The organism is Lacimonas salitolerans, from assembly GCF_042677865.1.
GTDB classification, from domain to species: Bacteria; Pseudomonadota; Alphaproteobacteria; order Rhodobacterales; family Rhodobacteraceae; genus Lutimaribacter; species Lutimaribacter salitolerans.
The window spans coordinates 71,103-86,995 of the sequence record NZ_JBHUDD010000053.1; the positions used below are offsets into that span (position 1 = coordinate 71,103).

Below are 15,893 nucleotides of genomic sequence, written 5' to 3' on the forward strand. Positions count from 1 at the left end.
CGTGCCACGCGCGGCCCTTTCCCCAACTCCGGGCCGCCTGCATGACCCTGCTCAAACCGATTGCCAAGCTGGCCGCCGTTCTTCCCATCCTTGTTGCCTCTGTTGCCCTGTTCGGGCTGATGGTGCTGACATTTTGCGATGTGATCCTGCGGTCCACCTTCAACGCCCCGATCGAGGCCGCGACGGAACTGACCCGCATCGCCATCGCGGTGATCGTGTTCTCCGCGCTACCGCTGCTGTCGGCGCGTGGTCAGCATATCGCCGTTGACCTTCTGGACCCGCTGTTTGCCCGGTTGCGGCTGGTGCGCCTGCGCGACGGGATCGTGAACATCGTCTGCGGGGTGATGCTGTACTATCCCTCCGCTCAGGTGGTGGTGCTGGCGCAGCGCGCCCAGAGCTACGGCGACCGCACCGAATACCTTGATATTCCGACATTCTACATCGGCTGGTTCATCGCCATCCTCAGCTTTACCACTGCACTTGTGCTGGTGCTGCGGGGCGCGATGATCCTGTTTGCTCCTTCAAAACTGGACCTGATCCGCAATGATTGAATCGCTTATCGGCTTCGGCACCGTTCTGGTGCTGGTCCTGCTGCGCATGCCCATCGCCTTTGCCATGGGGCTGGTGGGCCTTGTCGGCTACATGATCGAAACCAGTTGGCGCGGGGCGGTGTCGATGGCCGCGCGGCTGATCATCGACACCAGTCAGGATTACGGTCTGTCGGTGGTGCCGCTGTTCATCCTGATGGGGCTGTTCGTGAACAAGGGCGGCATCTCGCGCGAGCTTTATGCCGTGTCGAACGCCTTTCTGGGCCATATGCGCGGCGGGCTGGCGATGGCCACGATCGTTGCCTGCGGCGGGTTCGCGGCCATCAGCGGCTCGTCCCTTGCCACGGCAGCGACCATGTCAAAGGTCGCCATGCCCGAGATGCGCAAGTTCGGCTATGCCGACAGCCTGTCCACAGCCTCGATCGCGGCGGGGGGCACGCTGGGCATCCTGATCCCGCCATCGGTGATCCTTGTGATCTATGGCATCCTGACCGAAACCTCGATCGGGCAGTTGTTCATCGCGGGGATCATTCCCGGCATGCTGGGCATCCTGTTCTACCTGATCGCCGTACGCATCACGGTGGCCCGCAATCCCGACGCGGGGCCAGCGGGCATGCGCACCGACTGGGCAGGGCGCTGGAAGGCGATCAAGGGCGTCTGGGCGGTTCTGCTGCTGTTCGGGCTGGTGATCGGGGGTCTGTATGGCATCCTCGATTTCTGGCCGATTTACCTGACATTCTCGCCGACCGAAGCGGCAGGCATGGGGGCCATGGGGGCGTTTCTGATCGCCCTGCTGCGCGGCAGCCTGTCGTTTTCCGATGTGCGCGAGGTGCTCGAGGAAACCACGATGACCACAGCCTCGCTGTTCGCGGTGCTGATCGGGGCGTGGATTTTCTCGAACTTCGTCAATATCGCGGGCCTGCCCGAAGCATTGCGCGGCATGGTCGAGGATCTGGGCCTGGCCCCCTGGATGGTGATGGCGGTGATCATCCTGATCTATATCGTCTTGGGCTGCGTGTTCGAGAGCCTGTCGATGCTGTTGCTGACCGTGCCGATCTTTTTCCCGCTGGTCACCGGGCTGGGGTTCGATCCGGTCTGGTTCGGGATCATCGTTGTCGTGGTGACCGAGATAAGCTTGATCACACCGCCTGTGGGGCTGAACGTCTATGTGCTAAAGGGTGTGGTCGGCGATGTGACAACGGGCACGATCTTTCGCGGTGTCACGCCGTTCTGGCTGATGGATATCGTGCGGCTGGCACTGCTGCTGGCCGTGCCTGCGCTGGTGCTGTACCTGCCGTCGCTGATGTAGGGCAAGAAAATCCTTTCAAAGGATTTTCGGCGCGTTTTCAGGGAAAACGCGTCATCCCGCCGCCGCGTGTTCACCCAACCCGGCAAGATCCAGCACCTGCGCCACGACCGCATCCACGCCCTGCCCGTGGCGCAGGGCCGTGAACACGAAGGGTCGCGTGCCGCGCATCCGGGCAGCGTCGCGCGCCATCACCTCCAGCGACGCGCCCACATGGGGTGCCAGATCGGTCTTGTTGATCACCAGAAGGTCAGATTTCGTGATCGCGGGCCCGCCCTTGCGCGGTATCTCCTCGCCTGCGGCCACGTCGATCACATAGATCGTCAGATCGGCCAGTTCCGGGCTGAAGGTGGCCGACAGGTTGTCGCCGCCGCTTTCGATCAGCACGATTTCCACCTCGGGATGGCGGCCCACCATTTCAGCGACGGCAGCCAGGTTTATGCTGGCATCCTCGCGGATGGCCGTATGCGGACAGCCGCCGGTTTCCACGCCGATGATCCGGTCCATCGGCAGGATCTGCATCCGCATCAGCGCCTCGGCATCCTCTTGGGTGTAGATGTCGTTGGTGATCACCCCGATTGAGAAGCGATCCTTGAGCACCTCGGCCAGTCTTGCGGTCAGCGTGGTCTTGCCCGCCCCCACCGGGCCGCCGATACCGATGCGCAGGGGGCCATTCATCCGTGTCATGACTGGAACAACCTTGTCTCTTGGGTTTCGTGCCGCATCGCCGCGATGTCGGACAGGAAACAGTTGGAATAGATGTCGTCCGGGCCTGTGCCTTGTGTGTCATCCGCCAGTTGCGCACAGATCGGCGTCAGGGCCGCCAGCACGCGCTGCCCCTCGGTCTGACCCAGCGGCACCAGCCGGATCGCCGCCGCGGTCAGGTTGGACGCAAAGGCATGAGCATAAAGCGCCACCACATCACCGCCCGCCATATGCGCCTGCCGCGCAGCCGCGCCCACCGCCAGCGGCAGAACCACCGGCGGCACATCCAACCCCCAGACCGCATTGGCCGTGGATGCAAAGGCCGCGCCCTGTCGCGCAGCTTCGCGCAGGCGCTCGGCGCTGGCGGCAAAGGCGCGGGCCTGCGCATCCAGCGCCGCCAGATCGCCGCCCGCCATCGCCTGCCACACCCAGATCGCATCGGCCCGGCCGCTGCCGCAGGTCAGCAGATCGGTCAGCCAGCCCTGCAGATCACCGGCATTCCGCACCAGCCCGGCCTGCACCGCCCATTCCAGCCCGTGCGAATAGGCAAATGCCCCGATAGGAAAGCTGGGCGATAGCCATTGCGCCAGCGTCAGAAGACGGGTGTCAGTGGGCATGATCGTGGCTATGGGCGCTGTGACCATGGGCGTGCGCGTGGGTGCGGCCATGACCATAGGCCCCGCCTTCGGGGGTGAACGCCTCGGTCGCCTCGGTCACCGTGGCCTCCAGATGTGCCAGCATATGAGCAATAACAGGGTCGCGCTGGATCAGCAGGCGGCCAGCCTCGACCTGACAGGGGGTGTGGCGGTTGCCGATATGCCAGGCGAGCCGCGCCAGATCAGGGCCGGTGACGATCAGCACGGGTTCCTTTGCCGCGCGGATTTCCACTAGCACGCCACCCGGAAATTCCAGCGCATCGCCGGGGTTGAGCGAGGTCGTCGCCTCAAGATCCACCACAAATGGCAGCCCGCCATCCGTTTCCAGCCGTTTGCGCCGCAAAAACCGCGCGTCGTAATCCAGCGTTACGGTATCCGCCGCGCCCGACCAGTGGCCAGTCCGCAGCAGGGTCTGCACGACAGGCAGATCTGTCATGAACACGCCTCCGAAACCTTAACTGATGTGGCGAACGGGTAGGTTGGACGGCAAATCCGCCTGTGCCGACCGATGTGCTGGACCATAAAGGGCAACCCCGAACCTCTTCTTGTAACGGCAAGTCAATGGTCTTGCCGGTTCCTCCGCGTTCTTCGAATGTCAGAAAAAGTCGGCCCATACACAACTGCAAACCGCCCGGTCCTGCGCTGCTCCATATCGGGTTGCTGAAAAAACGGGCAAACCGCTGACGCCGAGTTCTGTCGCGAACCTTGCCCGCAGGCCGCCGCAAACCGTGCTCAGCCCTCGCCCGCCATGCTGTCAAGCCACCCCAGAACGTCGCGCAGCCGCGCGTCTATCCACAGGCGCAGGTCGTTCATCACCGCGACATAGGCATCGAGCGCACCTTGCAAAGCAGGCACGGCGGCGGCCAGACGCGGCGCATAGACGTACAGGCAGATTGCCAGAACCATCAGCAGAACCATCAGCAAGAAACCACGACGAAACCCGCTGCTGCGGGTCTGTCTATCGGTTGGGCTGGCAACCGCGCCGCGACTCGGGCGTTCATGATCCTCGGCAGTCGCCGGCTTGCGATCCGAGGTCGAGCGCAGCGTCGAGTTGATCTCGTCGATGTCGGGCAGCAGATCGCGGCGCGATGCGGCGGCGGCACTGGCTGTTGCTGCGGTGGTGGCGCTGGGGTCACTGGTTTCGGGATCGGTCGGCGGCACCGGGGCGCCACCGCGCAGACGGGCCATGCGCTCTTGCGCCTCGCGCTGGCGGCGGGTGGCCTCATCCTCGGTGGCTGGCATCAGGCCCAGATCGGGCTGGCTTTCGATCCCGCCACGGTCGGCGGCGCGCTGACGCGCCTCGCGCTCGGCCTCTTCGCGCAGCAGGTCAGCCAGATCCGGATCCAGCCTGCGGCGTTGCTCGGCGGTTTGTGGCGGCGGGGCGGGTGGCACGGGGGTTTCGTCCCACGCCTCGTAATCGTCTTCGTATTCCTCGACCGGGGGCGTGGGCATCTGCGCGGCGGTCACGCCCGGGCCGGGCTCGTCCCAGACGGGGGGCACGGGATCGGTGGCAGGCCACTCCTCGGACTCGGGCTCAGGTTCGGGGGCTTGTATCGCTTGCGGTTCAGGCGTGGGTCCATCTGGAACAGGGGCAGCCTCGGTCGCAGGTTCGGGCCCCTCATTGCCATAGCCCAGGTCCTCGTCGAGGGGCTCTTCCAGTTCATCCGCAAGCTCCTGGTCCTGATCCGGATGGACCTGAAACCAGGTGTTTCCGCAGTTCGAGCATTGCACATCGCGCCCCGCTTGCGGGATCACGTCGTCAGGAACCTCGTATTGCGCACCGCAATTCGGGCAAACCAGTCTCATTCCTGCCCCCTCTGCCCCGTTCACACGGCTTTCTGCCTTGTCGGGTACTATATGGGGCAAAACGCTGTCGGAAAAGCGTAAACCGGCCCCGGCCCCCTTCGCATCGCGATTGCATGTTGCGCCTGCCTGCGGCAGAACACCCTGAAACAGGAGGCTTGCGCGTGATCGAGCTGGAAAACGTGGCCATGAGCTATGGCGGGGGAGAGTTGCTGAGCGATATTTCGTTGCAGCTTGCCCCGGGGTCTTTCCACTTTCTCACCGGGCCATCGGGTGCGGGCAAGACCACGTTCCTCAAACTCTGCTACGCCGCGCTGACGCCTACGGCAGGACAGGTGCGGCTGTTCGGTACGGATGTGCGCGGGATGGATCGCGATGACATCGCGCTGGCGCGACGTCGGATCGGGGTGGTGCACCAGGATGTGAAGTTCCTCGACCATCTGCCCGTGGCCGATAACGTGGCTCTGCCGTTGACCGTGTCAGGGCGCGACACGCTGGATGAAACCGTGAACCTGCGCGAATTGCTGTCATGGGTCGGGCTGAAGGCCCGCGCAGATGCCTTGCCGCCCGAGTTGTCGGGGGGCGAGCGGCAGCGTGCGGCGCTGGCGCGGGCGGTGATCATGTCGCCCGATGTGATCCTGGCCGATGAACCCACCGGCAACATCGACTGGGAAATGTCGCAGCGCCTGCTGCAACTGCTGGTCGAACTGAACCGCATGGGCAAGACGATCATGATCGCCACCCATGACATGAACCTGATCCGCGCAGCCAAGGGGCAGGTGCAGGCCCGGGTGCTGCGCATCGCGGGCCGGCGGCTGCAACTTGCGGGGGCGGACCTGTGAAGCGCCCTGATTTCAGCCAGATCAGCGATTTCATCATGGGCGATGTGCAGGCCGACCGGATGGTTCCGCCCACCGGCATCACCGCAAGGCTGACGTTGCTGAGCGCCGCCGCGATGGCGTTTCTGGCCGTGTTCGCGCTGGCCCTGTCGGTGGCCACCGGGCGGATGGCGGATCGCTGGAGCGACGAGCTGGCGCGGTCATCCACCTTGCGGATTTCGGCCCCGGCGGATCAGATCGGGGCGCAGACCCAGGCCGCGCTGCGCGTGCTGGAGCAGACCCCCGGCGTGGCCAGCGCCCGCGCCCTGACAGACGAGGAACAGCGCGCCCTGCTGGAGCCCTGGTTCGGCCCCGACCTGCCGGTGGAAACCCTGCCGATTCCACAACTGATCGAGGTGCTTGAAACCGCCGAAGGGTATGACGCGCAGGGCCTGCGCCTGCGGCTGTCGGCCGAGGTGCCGGGCGCGGTGCTGGATGATCACACCCGCTGGCGGCGACCACTTGTCAGCGCGGCCGAGCGGTTACGCCTGCTGGGCTGGGTGTCGATCGTGCTGATCTTCGGTGCAATGGCCGCAATGATCACGCTGGCCGCCAATGCAGCCCTTGCCGCCAACGCGCAGGTGATCGCCGTGCTGCGGCTGGTCGGCGCGCGGGATCGCTATATCGCCAAGGCCTTCGTGCGCCGGTTCACCCTGCGCGCGCTGGCGGGCGCGGGGCTGGGTGTGGTTGCGGGGGTTGGTGCGCTGATGCTGTTGCCGGCGGCGCAGGATGCGGGCGGATTTCTGACCGGCCTGGGGTTTCAGGGCTGGGGCTGGCTTTGGCCCTTCATCGTGCCGCCCCTGGCAGGCATGGTCGCCTTTGTCGCCACGCACCTTGCCGCAAGCCGGACCTTGAAAGAATTGCCATGATGATCGTGCAGTGGATCAAATCGCTGATATTCCTGATCTATATCTATCTGGCCATGGTGGTGCTGGGGCTGGTGTTCCTGCCCTGGGCGGCGGTACAGCCGATGGGCGCGCGCATGGCCTGCCGCACCTATGCGCGCCATACCCTGTGGCTGGCGGGCTGGTTTCTGGGCCTGCGCCACGAGGTGCGCGGCGAGGTGCCCACCGACGAGGTGCTGATCGCGGCCAAGCATCAAAGTTTCATGGATATCCTGATCATCTTTCTCTATGCGCCCACCGCCAAGTTCATCATGAAGCGCGAGCTGCTGTGGACGCCGGTGATCGGGCTGTTCGCATGGCGGCTGGGCTGCGTGCCGGTCGATCGCGGCAAGCGCGGCGCGGCGATTGCGCGGATGATCGAGGATGTCGAAAAGGGCCGCGCCCAGCCCGGACAGTTGATCATCTATTCGCAGGGCACGCGGGTGAAACCGGGCGTGCGCGCGCCCTACAAGGTGGGCACGGCGGTGCTGTATCAGCAGTTGGGCCAGCCTTGCGTTCCGGCCGCAACCAACGCCGGGCTGTTCTGGCCGCGATCGGGGGTGTTGCGCAAACCGGGTTTGGCGGTGGTCGAGTTCCTGCCCCGGATCGAGCCGGGCATGTCGCGCAATGATTTCATGCAGCACCTCGAAATCGAGGTGGAAGCCGCCAGTGACCGTTTGATGGCCGAGGCGGGTTTTGTGCCCAAGGGCTGAGGCGTCAATCGGACAAGGCAGGCTGCCGGGTGCGCAGGAAATCATAGAACTGGCCACTGCCCGGCGCGCGCATGTAGGCGCGGTTCAGCCCGGCCTTGGCCAACAATGTGGCGCGGGCCGATGCATAGTCGCAAGGGCGGATGCGGGTCTGGCCTGTTTCCATCGCCCGGATCTGATCGTGATAGGACTTTTGCACACGCGCGGCAAAACTGCGGTCGGCGGTGGCGCTGATGGTGTTGAGATGCAGCAGATACCTCGCCTCGCCCAAGGGCGCCGAGCCGCCAAGCAGCGACAGAACCTCGATCGCGTGCAGCACGTCCTGTGACGGGCGATCGCGGAACGGCCCGGCCAGATCGCGACGCAACACCGGATGAAAGCTGGCACCGCAGGCGAAATCGGCAATGGCCAGCCGCGTCTGGCCCGGGGCGGGCAGGTCCAGCACCTTGGTTTCCCCACGCAGGATGCCGGTCCGACCAAAGGCCGCGCCATGGGTTTCCGCGAGCGGCACAAGGGCCGCCAGATAGCCCGGCGCCCAGAGATCATCGGCATCCAGAAACGCAAGGATATCACCGCGTGCGGCAGCAATGGCCCGGTTGCGGGCGGGGCCGGCACCCGTGGCCATGTGATGCGTGGCGCAGCGGCGGATCGTCAGCCCGTGGTCGGGCAGATCGGCATAGTCGTGGCCATCATCCGGCGCGATGACGACCTCGACCATATCGGCCTGCACCCCACCTGCCGCAACCGAGGCAAGCGCGGCAGGCAGGGTTTCCCCGGCCCGATAGGCCGGGATGATGACCGAAACGCGTGGCATGTCCTGCGACCGCGATCAGGCGTGGATCGCGCCGTCCCCGCAGGCCAATGCAGCCTCGCGCACCGCCTCGGAATAGGTCGGGTGGGCGTGACAGGTCAGGGCCAGATCCTCGGCCGATGCGCCGAATTCCATCGCAACGCAGATCTCGTGGATCAGGTCGCCCGCCATCGGACCGATGATATGCGCGCCCAGGATCCGGTCGGTTTCCTTGTCGGCAAGGATTTTCACAAAGCCGTCGGCGGCGAAATTCGCCTTGGCCCGGCCATTGCCCATGAAGGAGAACTTGCCGACCTTGTAGGCGTGGCCCGCGTCCTTCAACTCTTCCTCGGTCTTGCCGACCGAAGCGACCTCGGGGTGGGTGTAGATCACGCCGGGGATCACGCCATAGTTCACATGACCATGCTTTCCCGCGATCACCGAAGCGGCGGCCATGCCCTCATCCTCGGCCTTGTGGGCCAACATTTGGCCTGCGATGGCGTCGCCGATGGCATAGATGCCCTTGATGTTGGTGGCCCAGTGATCGTCGGTCCTGATCTGGCCGCGATCCGTCATCTCGACCCCCAGATCAGCCAGACCCAGCCCATCGGTATAGGGTTTGCGACCCGTCGCAACCAGAACCACATCGGCATCCATCACATGCTCGCTGTCGTCCTTGCGCAGCTTGTAGGTGACCTTGGCCTTGGTCTTCATCGCCTCGACGCCTTGAACAGCGGCGCCCAGCGTGAAGGTCAGCCCCTGCTTTGTCAGCAGTTTCTGAAAGGTTTTCGCGACCTCGGCATCCATGCCGGGGGTGATGTGATCGAGGTATTCGATCACCTGCACCTCGGCCCCCAGACGGGCATAGACGCTGCCCAGTTCCAGCCCGATGACGCCCGCACCGATCACCACCATCTTCTTGGGGATCTTGGACAGTTCCAGCGCGCCTTCGGACGTGACGACCACTTTCTCGTCGATCTCGACCCCGGGCAGGGCCGAGGGTTCGGACCCGGTGGCGATGATGATGCTCTTGGCCTCGTGCACCTCGTCTCCGACCTTGACCTTGCCTGCTTCGGGGATGCTGCCCCAGCCTTTCAACCAGTCGATCTTGTTCTTCTTGAACAGGAATTCGATGCCCTTGGTGTTCTGCCCGATCACGTCGTCCTTGTAGGCCAGCATCTGTTTCCAGTCGACCGAAGGCGATTTGCCCTTGAGGCCCATCTTGGCGAAATTATGCTCGGCCTCGTGCAGCTGGTGGCTGGCATGCAGCAGCGCCTTGGACGGGATGCAGCCGATGTTCAGGCAGGTGCCGCCCAAAGTTTCGCGCCCCTCGACGCAGGCGGTTTTCAGGCCAAGCTGCGCGCAGCGGATGGCGGCGACATAGCCGCCAGGGCCGGAGCCGATGATGATCACGTCGTAAGAAGCCATGGGTCAGGTCCTTTTGTTGGGCAGGGTCAGGGGGCGTTGCCCCCTCTTGGGCCGTGGGCCCAATTCACCCCCAGGATATTTGTGGAGAGAGGAAATCACAGCAGCGCCACAATAAGAATTGCGATGGTGGCAAAGAACCCCACCATCCAGATCAACGACCGCCAGGGCGACAGGCCCAGCGCATAGGCGGGGACGTAAAGCACACGAGCGGCCAGATAAATCCAGGCGGCCATCTGGGTGACGGCGGTGGACTGGTCCGACAAGGTGACAACCAGCACGGCAATGGTGAACAGGATCAGCCCCTCGAAATGGTTGTTCATGGCGCGCTGCAACCGCCCCGCCAGCCCGGTCAACTGGCGTGGGGTGTCGCGCGGGCCCATGGCGTATTTCGGGCCGACCTGCATGTTGGCAGTCACGGAATAGGCGGCGAATTGCAGCGCCTGCAACAAGGCGGCAAGGGTCAGGGCGGTCAGTTCTGCGGTCATGTCATGGCCTTTCTGCGGGTCCAGGCCGCGCGGGTTTGCGGTGTCAGGATGGCAGCCCGGCGAGCAATGAACCAGTCCTGGCAGGCGCGTTCCAGCGCGGCAAGGGCGGGATCGGCGCGCCATTCGGCCAGACGCGCCCGGATGGCTGGCAGGTAGGGTGCCATGCTGGCGTCCGCCACGTCGTTGCGGTTGGCCGTACGGTGCCAGTTCGAGCCGAGGTGATACTTGGTCTCGCCGGTCTTGCCTTGCCCGTCGCCGCGGTCGTTCTTCATCAGGAAGATGTCCTGCGACCGGATGGCATAGTGGTTCAGCCGCGCGGATGTGGCGGCGCAAGCCAGGTCATGCGGACGAAAGCGGCTGGACTTTGCCTGCGCGAGCGACACGTTGAACAGGGCCGCGCCATCGGGGCTGCGCACTTGGGGGTCGCCAACCAGCGGCTCGCGGGGGTTGTGATCGGTGGCACGGGCAAAGCTGGCGACACGGAACAGGCATTTGAACTTTGTCACACCCGGCTGCGCGCCCGGTTCGGCCTGCGTGTTGCGCTCGGTCACGTTATCACCCGGGGTCCAGCCCGTCAGGCCGCTGTCGCCGAACATGCGCCATGCGATCGGTACGACATCGGCCTCGGCGGTGCGGGCATGCAGATCGGCCAGCGTGCTCTCAAGCAACAGGAATTCGTCGCTGTCGATATGCAAAACATGGCTGATGCCGTCTTGGCGGCACAGGCGCAGAACATGATCCATGCCCGCGTCCTGCGGGGCTGCGCCGGGCGGGACGGTCTGGCGGATATGGGTCAGCACACCCTGCCCCGCCAGATAATCCAGCAGCGCATCCGAGCCGTCGGTGCAGTCATTCGTCACCACGATGATGCGGTCGAACCCAAGGCCCGCGTGATGGGCCAGCCATTCCAGCACAAAGATGCCTTCGTTGCGCATGCAGGCGGCAAGGGCGGTGGTGGGGTTGGTCATGACAATCGCAGCAGTTTCGCCCCCACCCCATCAGAGGTGGGAAGCCGGGTCTCGACCATCGGCGTAGGGTGGGTGAAACCCACCATGCCCTACAGGTCCATCAGCAGACGGCGCGGGTCTTCCAGCGCCTCTTTCACCCGCACAAGGAAGGTGACCGCGCCCTTGCCGTCGACGATGCGGTGATCGTAGGACAGCGCCAGATACATCATCGGGCGGATCACGATTTCACCGTTCACCACCATCGGTCGGTCCTGGATCTTGTGCATGCCCAGAATGCCCGACTGCGGCGGGTTCAGGATGGGCGAGGACATCAACGAGCCGTAGACCCCACCGTTGGAGATGGTGAAGGTGCCGCCCTGCATTTCGGCCATGCTCAGCTTGCCATCGCGGGCGCGGCGGCCCTTTTCGGCGATTTCCTTTTCCAGCTCGGCAAAGGATTTCTGGTCGGCGTCGCGGATCACCGGCACCACCAGACCCTGCGGCGTACCCGCCGCGATGCCCATGTGGACGAAGTTCTTGTAGACGATGTCGGTGCCGTCGAGCTCGGCGTTCACCTCGGGCACCTCGTTCAACGCATGGCAGCAGGCCTTGGTGAAGAACGACATGAAGCCAAGGCGCGCACCGTGCTTTTTCTCGAACAGGTCCTTGTACTCGTTGCGCAGGTCCATGACGCCGCCCATGTCCACCTCGTTATAGGTGGTCAGCATGGCGGCCGTGTTCTGCGCGTCCTTCAGACGGCGGGCGATGGTCTGGCGCAGGCGGGTCATCTTGACTCGCTCCTCGCGCTCGGCGTCCTGCGCGGCGACGGGCGCGCGCGGCGTTGCGGCGGCCGGGGCGGGTGCCGAAGGCTTGCCGGCGGCCGCGACGGCCTTGGCAACGTCTTCCTTCATGATCCGGCCATCGCGGCCCGACCCCTGCACCTGATCGCGGCTGATCCCGGCTTCGGCCATGGCCTTTTTCGCGGCGGGCGCATCCTCGACATCGCGGCTGCCCTGACCGGCGGGTGGGGTCTGGTAGGCCTCGCCGTGCGAGCCCTCCTGTCCGGTCGCGGGGGCCGAGGCTGCGGGCGCGTCTCCGCTGCTGATCACGGCCAGTTGCGCGCTGGCATCCACAGTGCTGCCTTCGGCGGCGATGATCTTGGTCAGGGTGCCGGACGCGGGGCTGGGCACCTCGACCGAGACCTTGTCGGTTTCCAGCTCGCACAGCATTTCATCCTGCGCGACGCTGTCGCCTTCCTTCTTGAACCAGGTGCTCACGGTCGCCTCGGACACGGATTCGCCCAGCGACGGCACCATCACCTTGACCTCGTCACCCGAGCCGCTTTTGGCAGCGGGCGCATCGCCGTCATCGGATTTGACCTGCGCCTTTTTGGGGGCATCGTCCTTGGGTGCGGCAGAGGCCCCTTCGCCTTCGGAAATCGTGGCCAGAAGAGCATCGACACCGACCGTCTCGCCCTCGGCCGCGACGATCTCGGCCAGCGTGCCTGCGGATGGGCTGGGCACCTCGACCGTGACCTTGTCGGTTTCCAGTTCGCACAGCATTTCGTCGGCCGCGACCGTGTCACCGGGTTTCTTGAACCAGGTGGCAATCGTCGCCTCGGTCACGGATTCGCCAAGCGTGGGAACGCGCACTTCAATGGTCATGGGGTTATTTCCCTTCGATGGTCAGCGCTTCGTCAACCAGCGCCTGTTGTTGTTCCTTGTGCGCCCGGGCCAGACCTGTCGCAGGCGAGGCGCTGGCCGTGCGGCCCACATAGCGGGGGCGCGCATGCTTGGCCTTGATCCTGCCCAGCACCCATTCGATGTTCGGTTCGATAAAGGTCCATGCGCCCTGGTTTTTCGGCTCTTCCTGACACCAGACCACCTCGGCCCCCTTGAACCGCTCAAGCTCTTTCACCAGCGATTGCGCCGGGAAGGGATAGAACTGTTCGATGCGCAGCAGATAGACATCGTCGATGCCGCGCGCATCGCGTTCCTCCAGCAGGTCGTAATAGACCTTGCCCGAGCACAGGACCACGCGCTTGATCTTGTCATCGGCCACCAGCTTGGTGTCGGAGTTGCCGTATTGCGCATCGTCCCACAGCACCCGGTGAAAGCTGGAGCCGGTGGTGAATTCGCTGGCCTTGCTGACCGCCATCTTGTGGCGCAGCAGCGATTTCGGCGTCATCATGATCAGCGGCTTGCGGAAGCTGCGATGCAGCTGCCGGCGCAGGATGTGGAAATAGTTGGCCGGCGTGGTGCAATTGGCCACGATCCAGTTGTCCTGCCCGCATTGCTGCAAGAACCGTTCCAGACGGGCGCTGGAGTGTTCCGGCCCCTGCCCTTCATAGCCGTGCGGCAGCAGGCACACCAAGCCCGACATCCGCAGCCATTTGCTTTCGCCCGAGCTGATGAACTGGTCGAACATGATTTGCGCCCCGTTGGCGAAATCGCCGAACTGCGCCTCCCACAGGGTCAGCGCGTTGGGTTCGGCCAGGCTGTAGCCATATTCGAAACCCAGAACCGCATATTCCGACAGCATCGAGTCGATGACCTCGTACTGCGCCTGCCCGGCCCGGATGTTGTTGAGCGGGTGATACCGTTCCTCGGTGTCCTGATTGATCAACGCCGAGTGGCGCTGACTGAAGGTGCCGCGGGTGCTGTCCTGCCCGGACAGGCGCACGGGGTAGCCTTCGGTCAGCAAGCTGCCAAAGGCGATGGCCTCGCCGGTGGCCCAGTCGAACCCTTCGCCGGTCTCGAACATCTGCCCGCGCGTGTCCAGCAGGCGTTGCACGGTCTTGTGGGTGGCAAAGCCGTCGGGCGCGGTGGTCAGCGCACGGCCGATATCTGCCAGCGTCTCGGGCTTGATCGCGGTCTTGCCGCGCTGATACTTGCCCTGCTTCTGGCGATCCAGATGCGACCAGCGCCCGTCCAGCCAGTCGGCCTTGTTGGGTTTGTAATCCTTGCCGGCCTCGAACTCCTCGTTCAGGTGGGACTGGAACGCGGCCTTCATGTCCTCGATCTCGCCCTCGGGGATCAGACCGTCCTGCACCAGCCGGTCCGTATACAGCGCCAGCGTCGTCTTGTGGCCCTTGATCTTCTTGTACATCAAGGGGTTGGTGAACATCGGCTCGTCGCCTTCGTTGTGACCGAAGCGGCGGTAGCAGAAGATGTCGATCACCACATCCTTGTGGAACTTCTGGCGGAACTCGGTGGCGACCTTGGCGGCATGCACCACGGCCTCGGGGTCATCGCCGTTCACATGGAAAATCGGCGCCTCGACCATCAGCGCGATATCCGTGGGATAGGGGCTGGAGCGGCTGAAATGCGGCGCCGTGGTAAAGCCGATCTGGTTGTTCACCACGATATGGATCGTGCCGCCGGTGCGATGCCCGCGCAGCCCCGACAGGCCGAAACACTCTGCCACCACGCCCTGCCCGGCAAAGGCCGCATCGCCATGCAGCAGCACCGGCAGAACGCCGATGCGGCTGGGGTCACCCAACTGGTCCTGCTTGGCGCGCGCCTTGCCCAGAACGACGGGGTTCACCGCCTCAAGATGGCTGGGGTTGGCGGTCAGCGACAGGTGCACGGTGTTGCCGTCGAACTCGCGGTCGCTGGAGGCACCAAGGTGATACTTCACATCGCCCGAGCCATCCACATCCTCGGGCTTGAAGCTGCCGCCCTGGAATTCGTTGAAAACCGCCCGGTAGGGTTTGCTCATCACGTTCGCCAGCACGCTCAACCGTCCCCGGTGCGGCATGCCGATGACGATTTCCTTGACGCCCAGGTTACCGCCCCGCTTGATGATCTGCTCCATCGCGGGGATCAGCGCCTCGCCGCCATCCAGGCCGAACCGCTTGGTGCCCATGTATTTCACATGCAGGAACTTCTCGAAGCCTTCGGCCTCGACCAGCTTGTTCAGGATCGCCTTGCGCCCGTTCTTGGTAAAGGCGATTTCCTTGCCGAAACCTTCGATCCGTTCCTTCAGCCAGCCGGCCTGCTCGGGGTCGGAAATATGCATGTATTGCAGGGCAAAGGTGCCGCAATAGGTCCGCTTGACGATCTCGACGATCTGGCGCATCGGCGCGATCTGAAGGCCCAGAACATTGTCCAGAAAGATCGGGCGGTCCATGTCCGCTTCGGTAAAGCCATAGGTCTTTGGCTCAAGCTCGGGGTGGTTGACCTCGTCGCGCATGCCCAGCGGGTCCAGGTCGGCGGCCAGATGGCCCCGAATGCGGTAGGCGCGGATCAGCATCAGCGCGCGGATGGAGTCCAGTACCGCGCGCTGCACCTGATCATCGGTCAGTTTCACGCCGCGGCTTTCGGCCTTGTCCTTGATCTTGTCGCCCGCGCCCTTCATCTCGGTTGCGGCGGCCGGCCACTCGCCGGTCAGCGCGCTGGTCAGGTCATCGGCGGGCACCGGCGGCCAGTCGGCCCGCGCCCAGGACGGCCCTGCCGCCTCGCGCTTGACCTCGGCATCGGTGTCGCCCAGGGCGCGAAAGAACTCGGCCCAGCTGCCATCGACCGAACCCGGGTCATCGGCATAGCGGGCATACATCTGTTCAAGATATTCCGCGTTGTGCCCCTGCATGAAGCTGGAGGCATGAAAAGTATCGTTCGGGCTTTGATCCGTCATCTTGCGCGTCCTTTCGACCGATCCTGAGCAGCAGGAGGGAAAGCCACAATAGGCTGTCCGTCGCGATGCTCGCCCGGTACATATGGGTAGGGTGGGCACTATTGCCCACCCTGGGGCT

Annotated in this window: 15 protein-coding genes; 5 read left to right on the forward strand and 10 right to left on the reverse strand. The window is 64.4% G+C overall.

Translation table 11 applies throughout. The features are described from left to right. Window positions 1-41: 41 nt before the first annotated feature. Both ACFTOW_RS09655 and ACFTOW_RS09660 read left to right on the forward strand, forming a co-directional pair. Window positions 42-551, forward strand: a complete 510-nt coding sequence (locus tag ACFTOW_RS09655; protein WP_379915060.1) for a TRAP transporter small permease — start codon at window positions 42-44, stop codon at window positions 549-551. Continuing rightward, window positions 544-1,857 (forward strand): TRAP transporter large permease, encoded by a 1,314-nt coding sequence (locus tag ACFTOW_RS09660; protein WP_379915062.1) that lies wholly within the window; start codon window positions 544-546, stop codon window positions 1,855-1,857. Before ACFTOW_RS09655 ends, ACFTOW_RS09660 begins: the two co-directional genes overlap by 8 nt. Before the next feature lie 51 nt (window positions 1,858-1,908). Here the strand turns inward: ACFTOW_RS09660 and ureG are convergent, their stop codons facing one another. From ureG to ACFTOW_RS09680, 4 genes are all read right to left on the reverse strand, one after another. Then, on the reverse strand, window positions 1,909-2,541 hold the full coding sequence (gene ureG / locus ACFTOW_RS09665) for an urease accessory protein UreG (protein WP_379915064.1): 633 nt from the start codon (window positions 2,539-2,541) through the stop codon (window positions 1,909-1,911). Then, complete coding sequence (locus tag ACFTOW_RS09670; RefSeq protein ID WP_379915066.1) at window positions 2,538-3,176, reverse strand: urease accessory protein UreF; 639 nt, start codon at window positions 3,174-3,176, stop codon at window positions 2,538-2,540. The genes ureG and ACFTOW_RS09670 overlap by 4 nt, the downstream gene beginning before the upstream one ends. Beyond that, window positions 3,166-3,651 carry an urease accessory protein UreE gene (locus ACFTOW_RS09675; protein ID WP_379915068.1) on the reverse strand — a complete coding sequence of 162 codons (486 nt, stop codon included), beginning with the start codon at window positions 3,649-3,651 and terminating at the stop codon, window positions 3,166-3,168. Before ACFTOW_RS09675 ends, ACFTOW_RS09670 begins: the two co-directional genes overlap by 11 nt. Before the next feature lie 296 nt (window positions 3,652-3,947). After that, on the reverse strand, window positions 3,948-5,021 hold the full coding sequence (locus ACFTOW_RS09680; protein ID WP_379915070.1) for a zinc-ribbon domain-containing protein: 1,074 nt from the start codon (window positions 5,019-5,021) through the stop codon (window positions 3,948-3,950). 161 nt (window positions 5,022-5,182) lie between these two features. On the opposite strand from ACFTOW_RS09680, the gene ACFTOW_RS09685 reads away from it, so the two are divergent. Genes ACFTOW_RS09685 through ACFTOW_RS09695 form a run of 3 tightly spaced genes read left to right on the forward strand, consistent with a single transcriptional unit; the run spans window position 5,183 to window position 7,493 of the window. After that, window positions 5,183-5,860: a cell division ATP-binding protein FtsE gene (locus ACFTOW_RS09685; RefSeq protein ID WP_379915072.1), complete on the forward strand. Its 678-nt coding sequence runs from the start codon at window positions 5,183-5,185 to the stop codon at window positions 5,858-5,860. Window positions 5,861-5,895: 35 nt separating this feature from the next. Next, the gene (locus ACFTOW_RS09690) at window positions 5,896-6,765 is read left to right on the forward strand and encodes a cell division protein FtsX (RefSeq protein ID WP_379915183.1); all 870 of its coding nucleotides are present in this window, start codon (window positions 5,896-5,898) and stop codon (window positions 6,763-6,765) included. After that, entirely contained in the window at window positions 6,765-7,493 is a 729-nt protein-coding gene (locus ACFTOW_RS09695; RefSeq protein WP_379915185.1) for a lysophospholipid acyltransferase family protein, read from the forward strand. Before ACFTOW_RS09690 ends, ACFTOW_RS09695 begins: the two co-directional genes overlap by 1 nt. 4 nt (window positions 7,494-7,497) lie before the next feature. On the opposite strand, the gene ACFTOW_RS09700 is transcribed toward ACFTOW_RS09695, so the two are convergent. The 6 genes from ACFTOW_RS09700 to ACFTOW_RS09725 form a co-directional block, all read right to left on the reverse strand. Beyond that, the gene (locus tag ACFTOW_RS09700; protein ID WP_379915074.1) at window positions 7,498-8,304 is read right to left on the reverse strand and encodes a glycosyltransferase family 2 protein; all 807 of its coding nucleotides are present in this window, start codon (window positions 8,302-8,304) and stop codon (window positions 7,498-7,500) included. 15 nt (window positions 8,305-8,319) lie between these two features. Further along, entirely contained in the window at window positions 8,320-9,708 is a 1,389-nt protein-coding gene (gene lpdA, locus ACFTOW_RS09705) for a dihydrolipoyl dehydrogenase (protein WP_379915076.1), read from the reverse strand. A gap of 95 nt (window positions 9,709-9,803) precedes the next feature. After that, window positions 9,804-10,193, reverse strand: a complete 390-nt coding sequence (locus ACFTOW_RS09710; protein WP_379915078.1) for an MAPEG family protein — start codon at window positions 10,191-10,193, stop codon at window positions 9,804-9,806. Continuing rightward, complete coding sequence (locus ACFTOW_RS09715; RefSeq protein WP_379915080.1) at window positions 10,190-11,161, reverse strand: glycosyltransferase family 2 protein; 972 nt, start codon at window positions 11,159-11,161, stop codon at window positions 10,190-10,192. The genes ACFTOW_RS09710 and ACFTOW_RS09715 overlap by 4 nt, the downstream gene beginning before the upstream one ends. A gap of 89 nt (window positions 11,162-11,250) precedes the next feature. After that, window positions 11,251-12,804, reverse strand: coding sequence for a 2-oxoglutarate dehydrogenase complex dihydrolipoyllysine-residue succinyltransferase (gene odhB / locus ACFTOW_RS09720; RefSeq protein ID WP_379915082.1), 1,554 nt, complete (start codon window positions 12,802-12,804; stop codon window positions 11,251-11,253). Between the two features lie 4 nt (window positions 12,805-12,808). Beyond that, entirely contained in the window at window positions 12,809-15,775 is a 2,967-nt protein-coding gene (locus ACFTOW_RS09725; protein ID WP_379915084.1) for a 2-oxoglutarate dehydrogenase E1 component, read from the reverse strand. Between the last annotated feature and the right edge of the window lie 118 nt (window positions 15,776-15,893).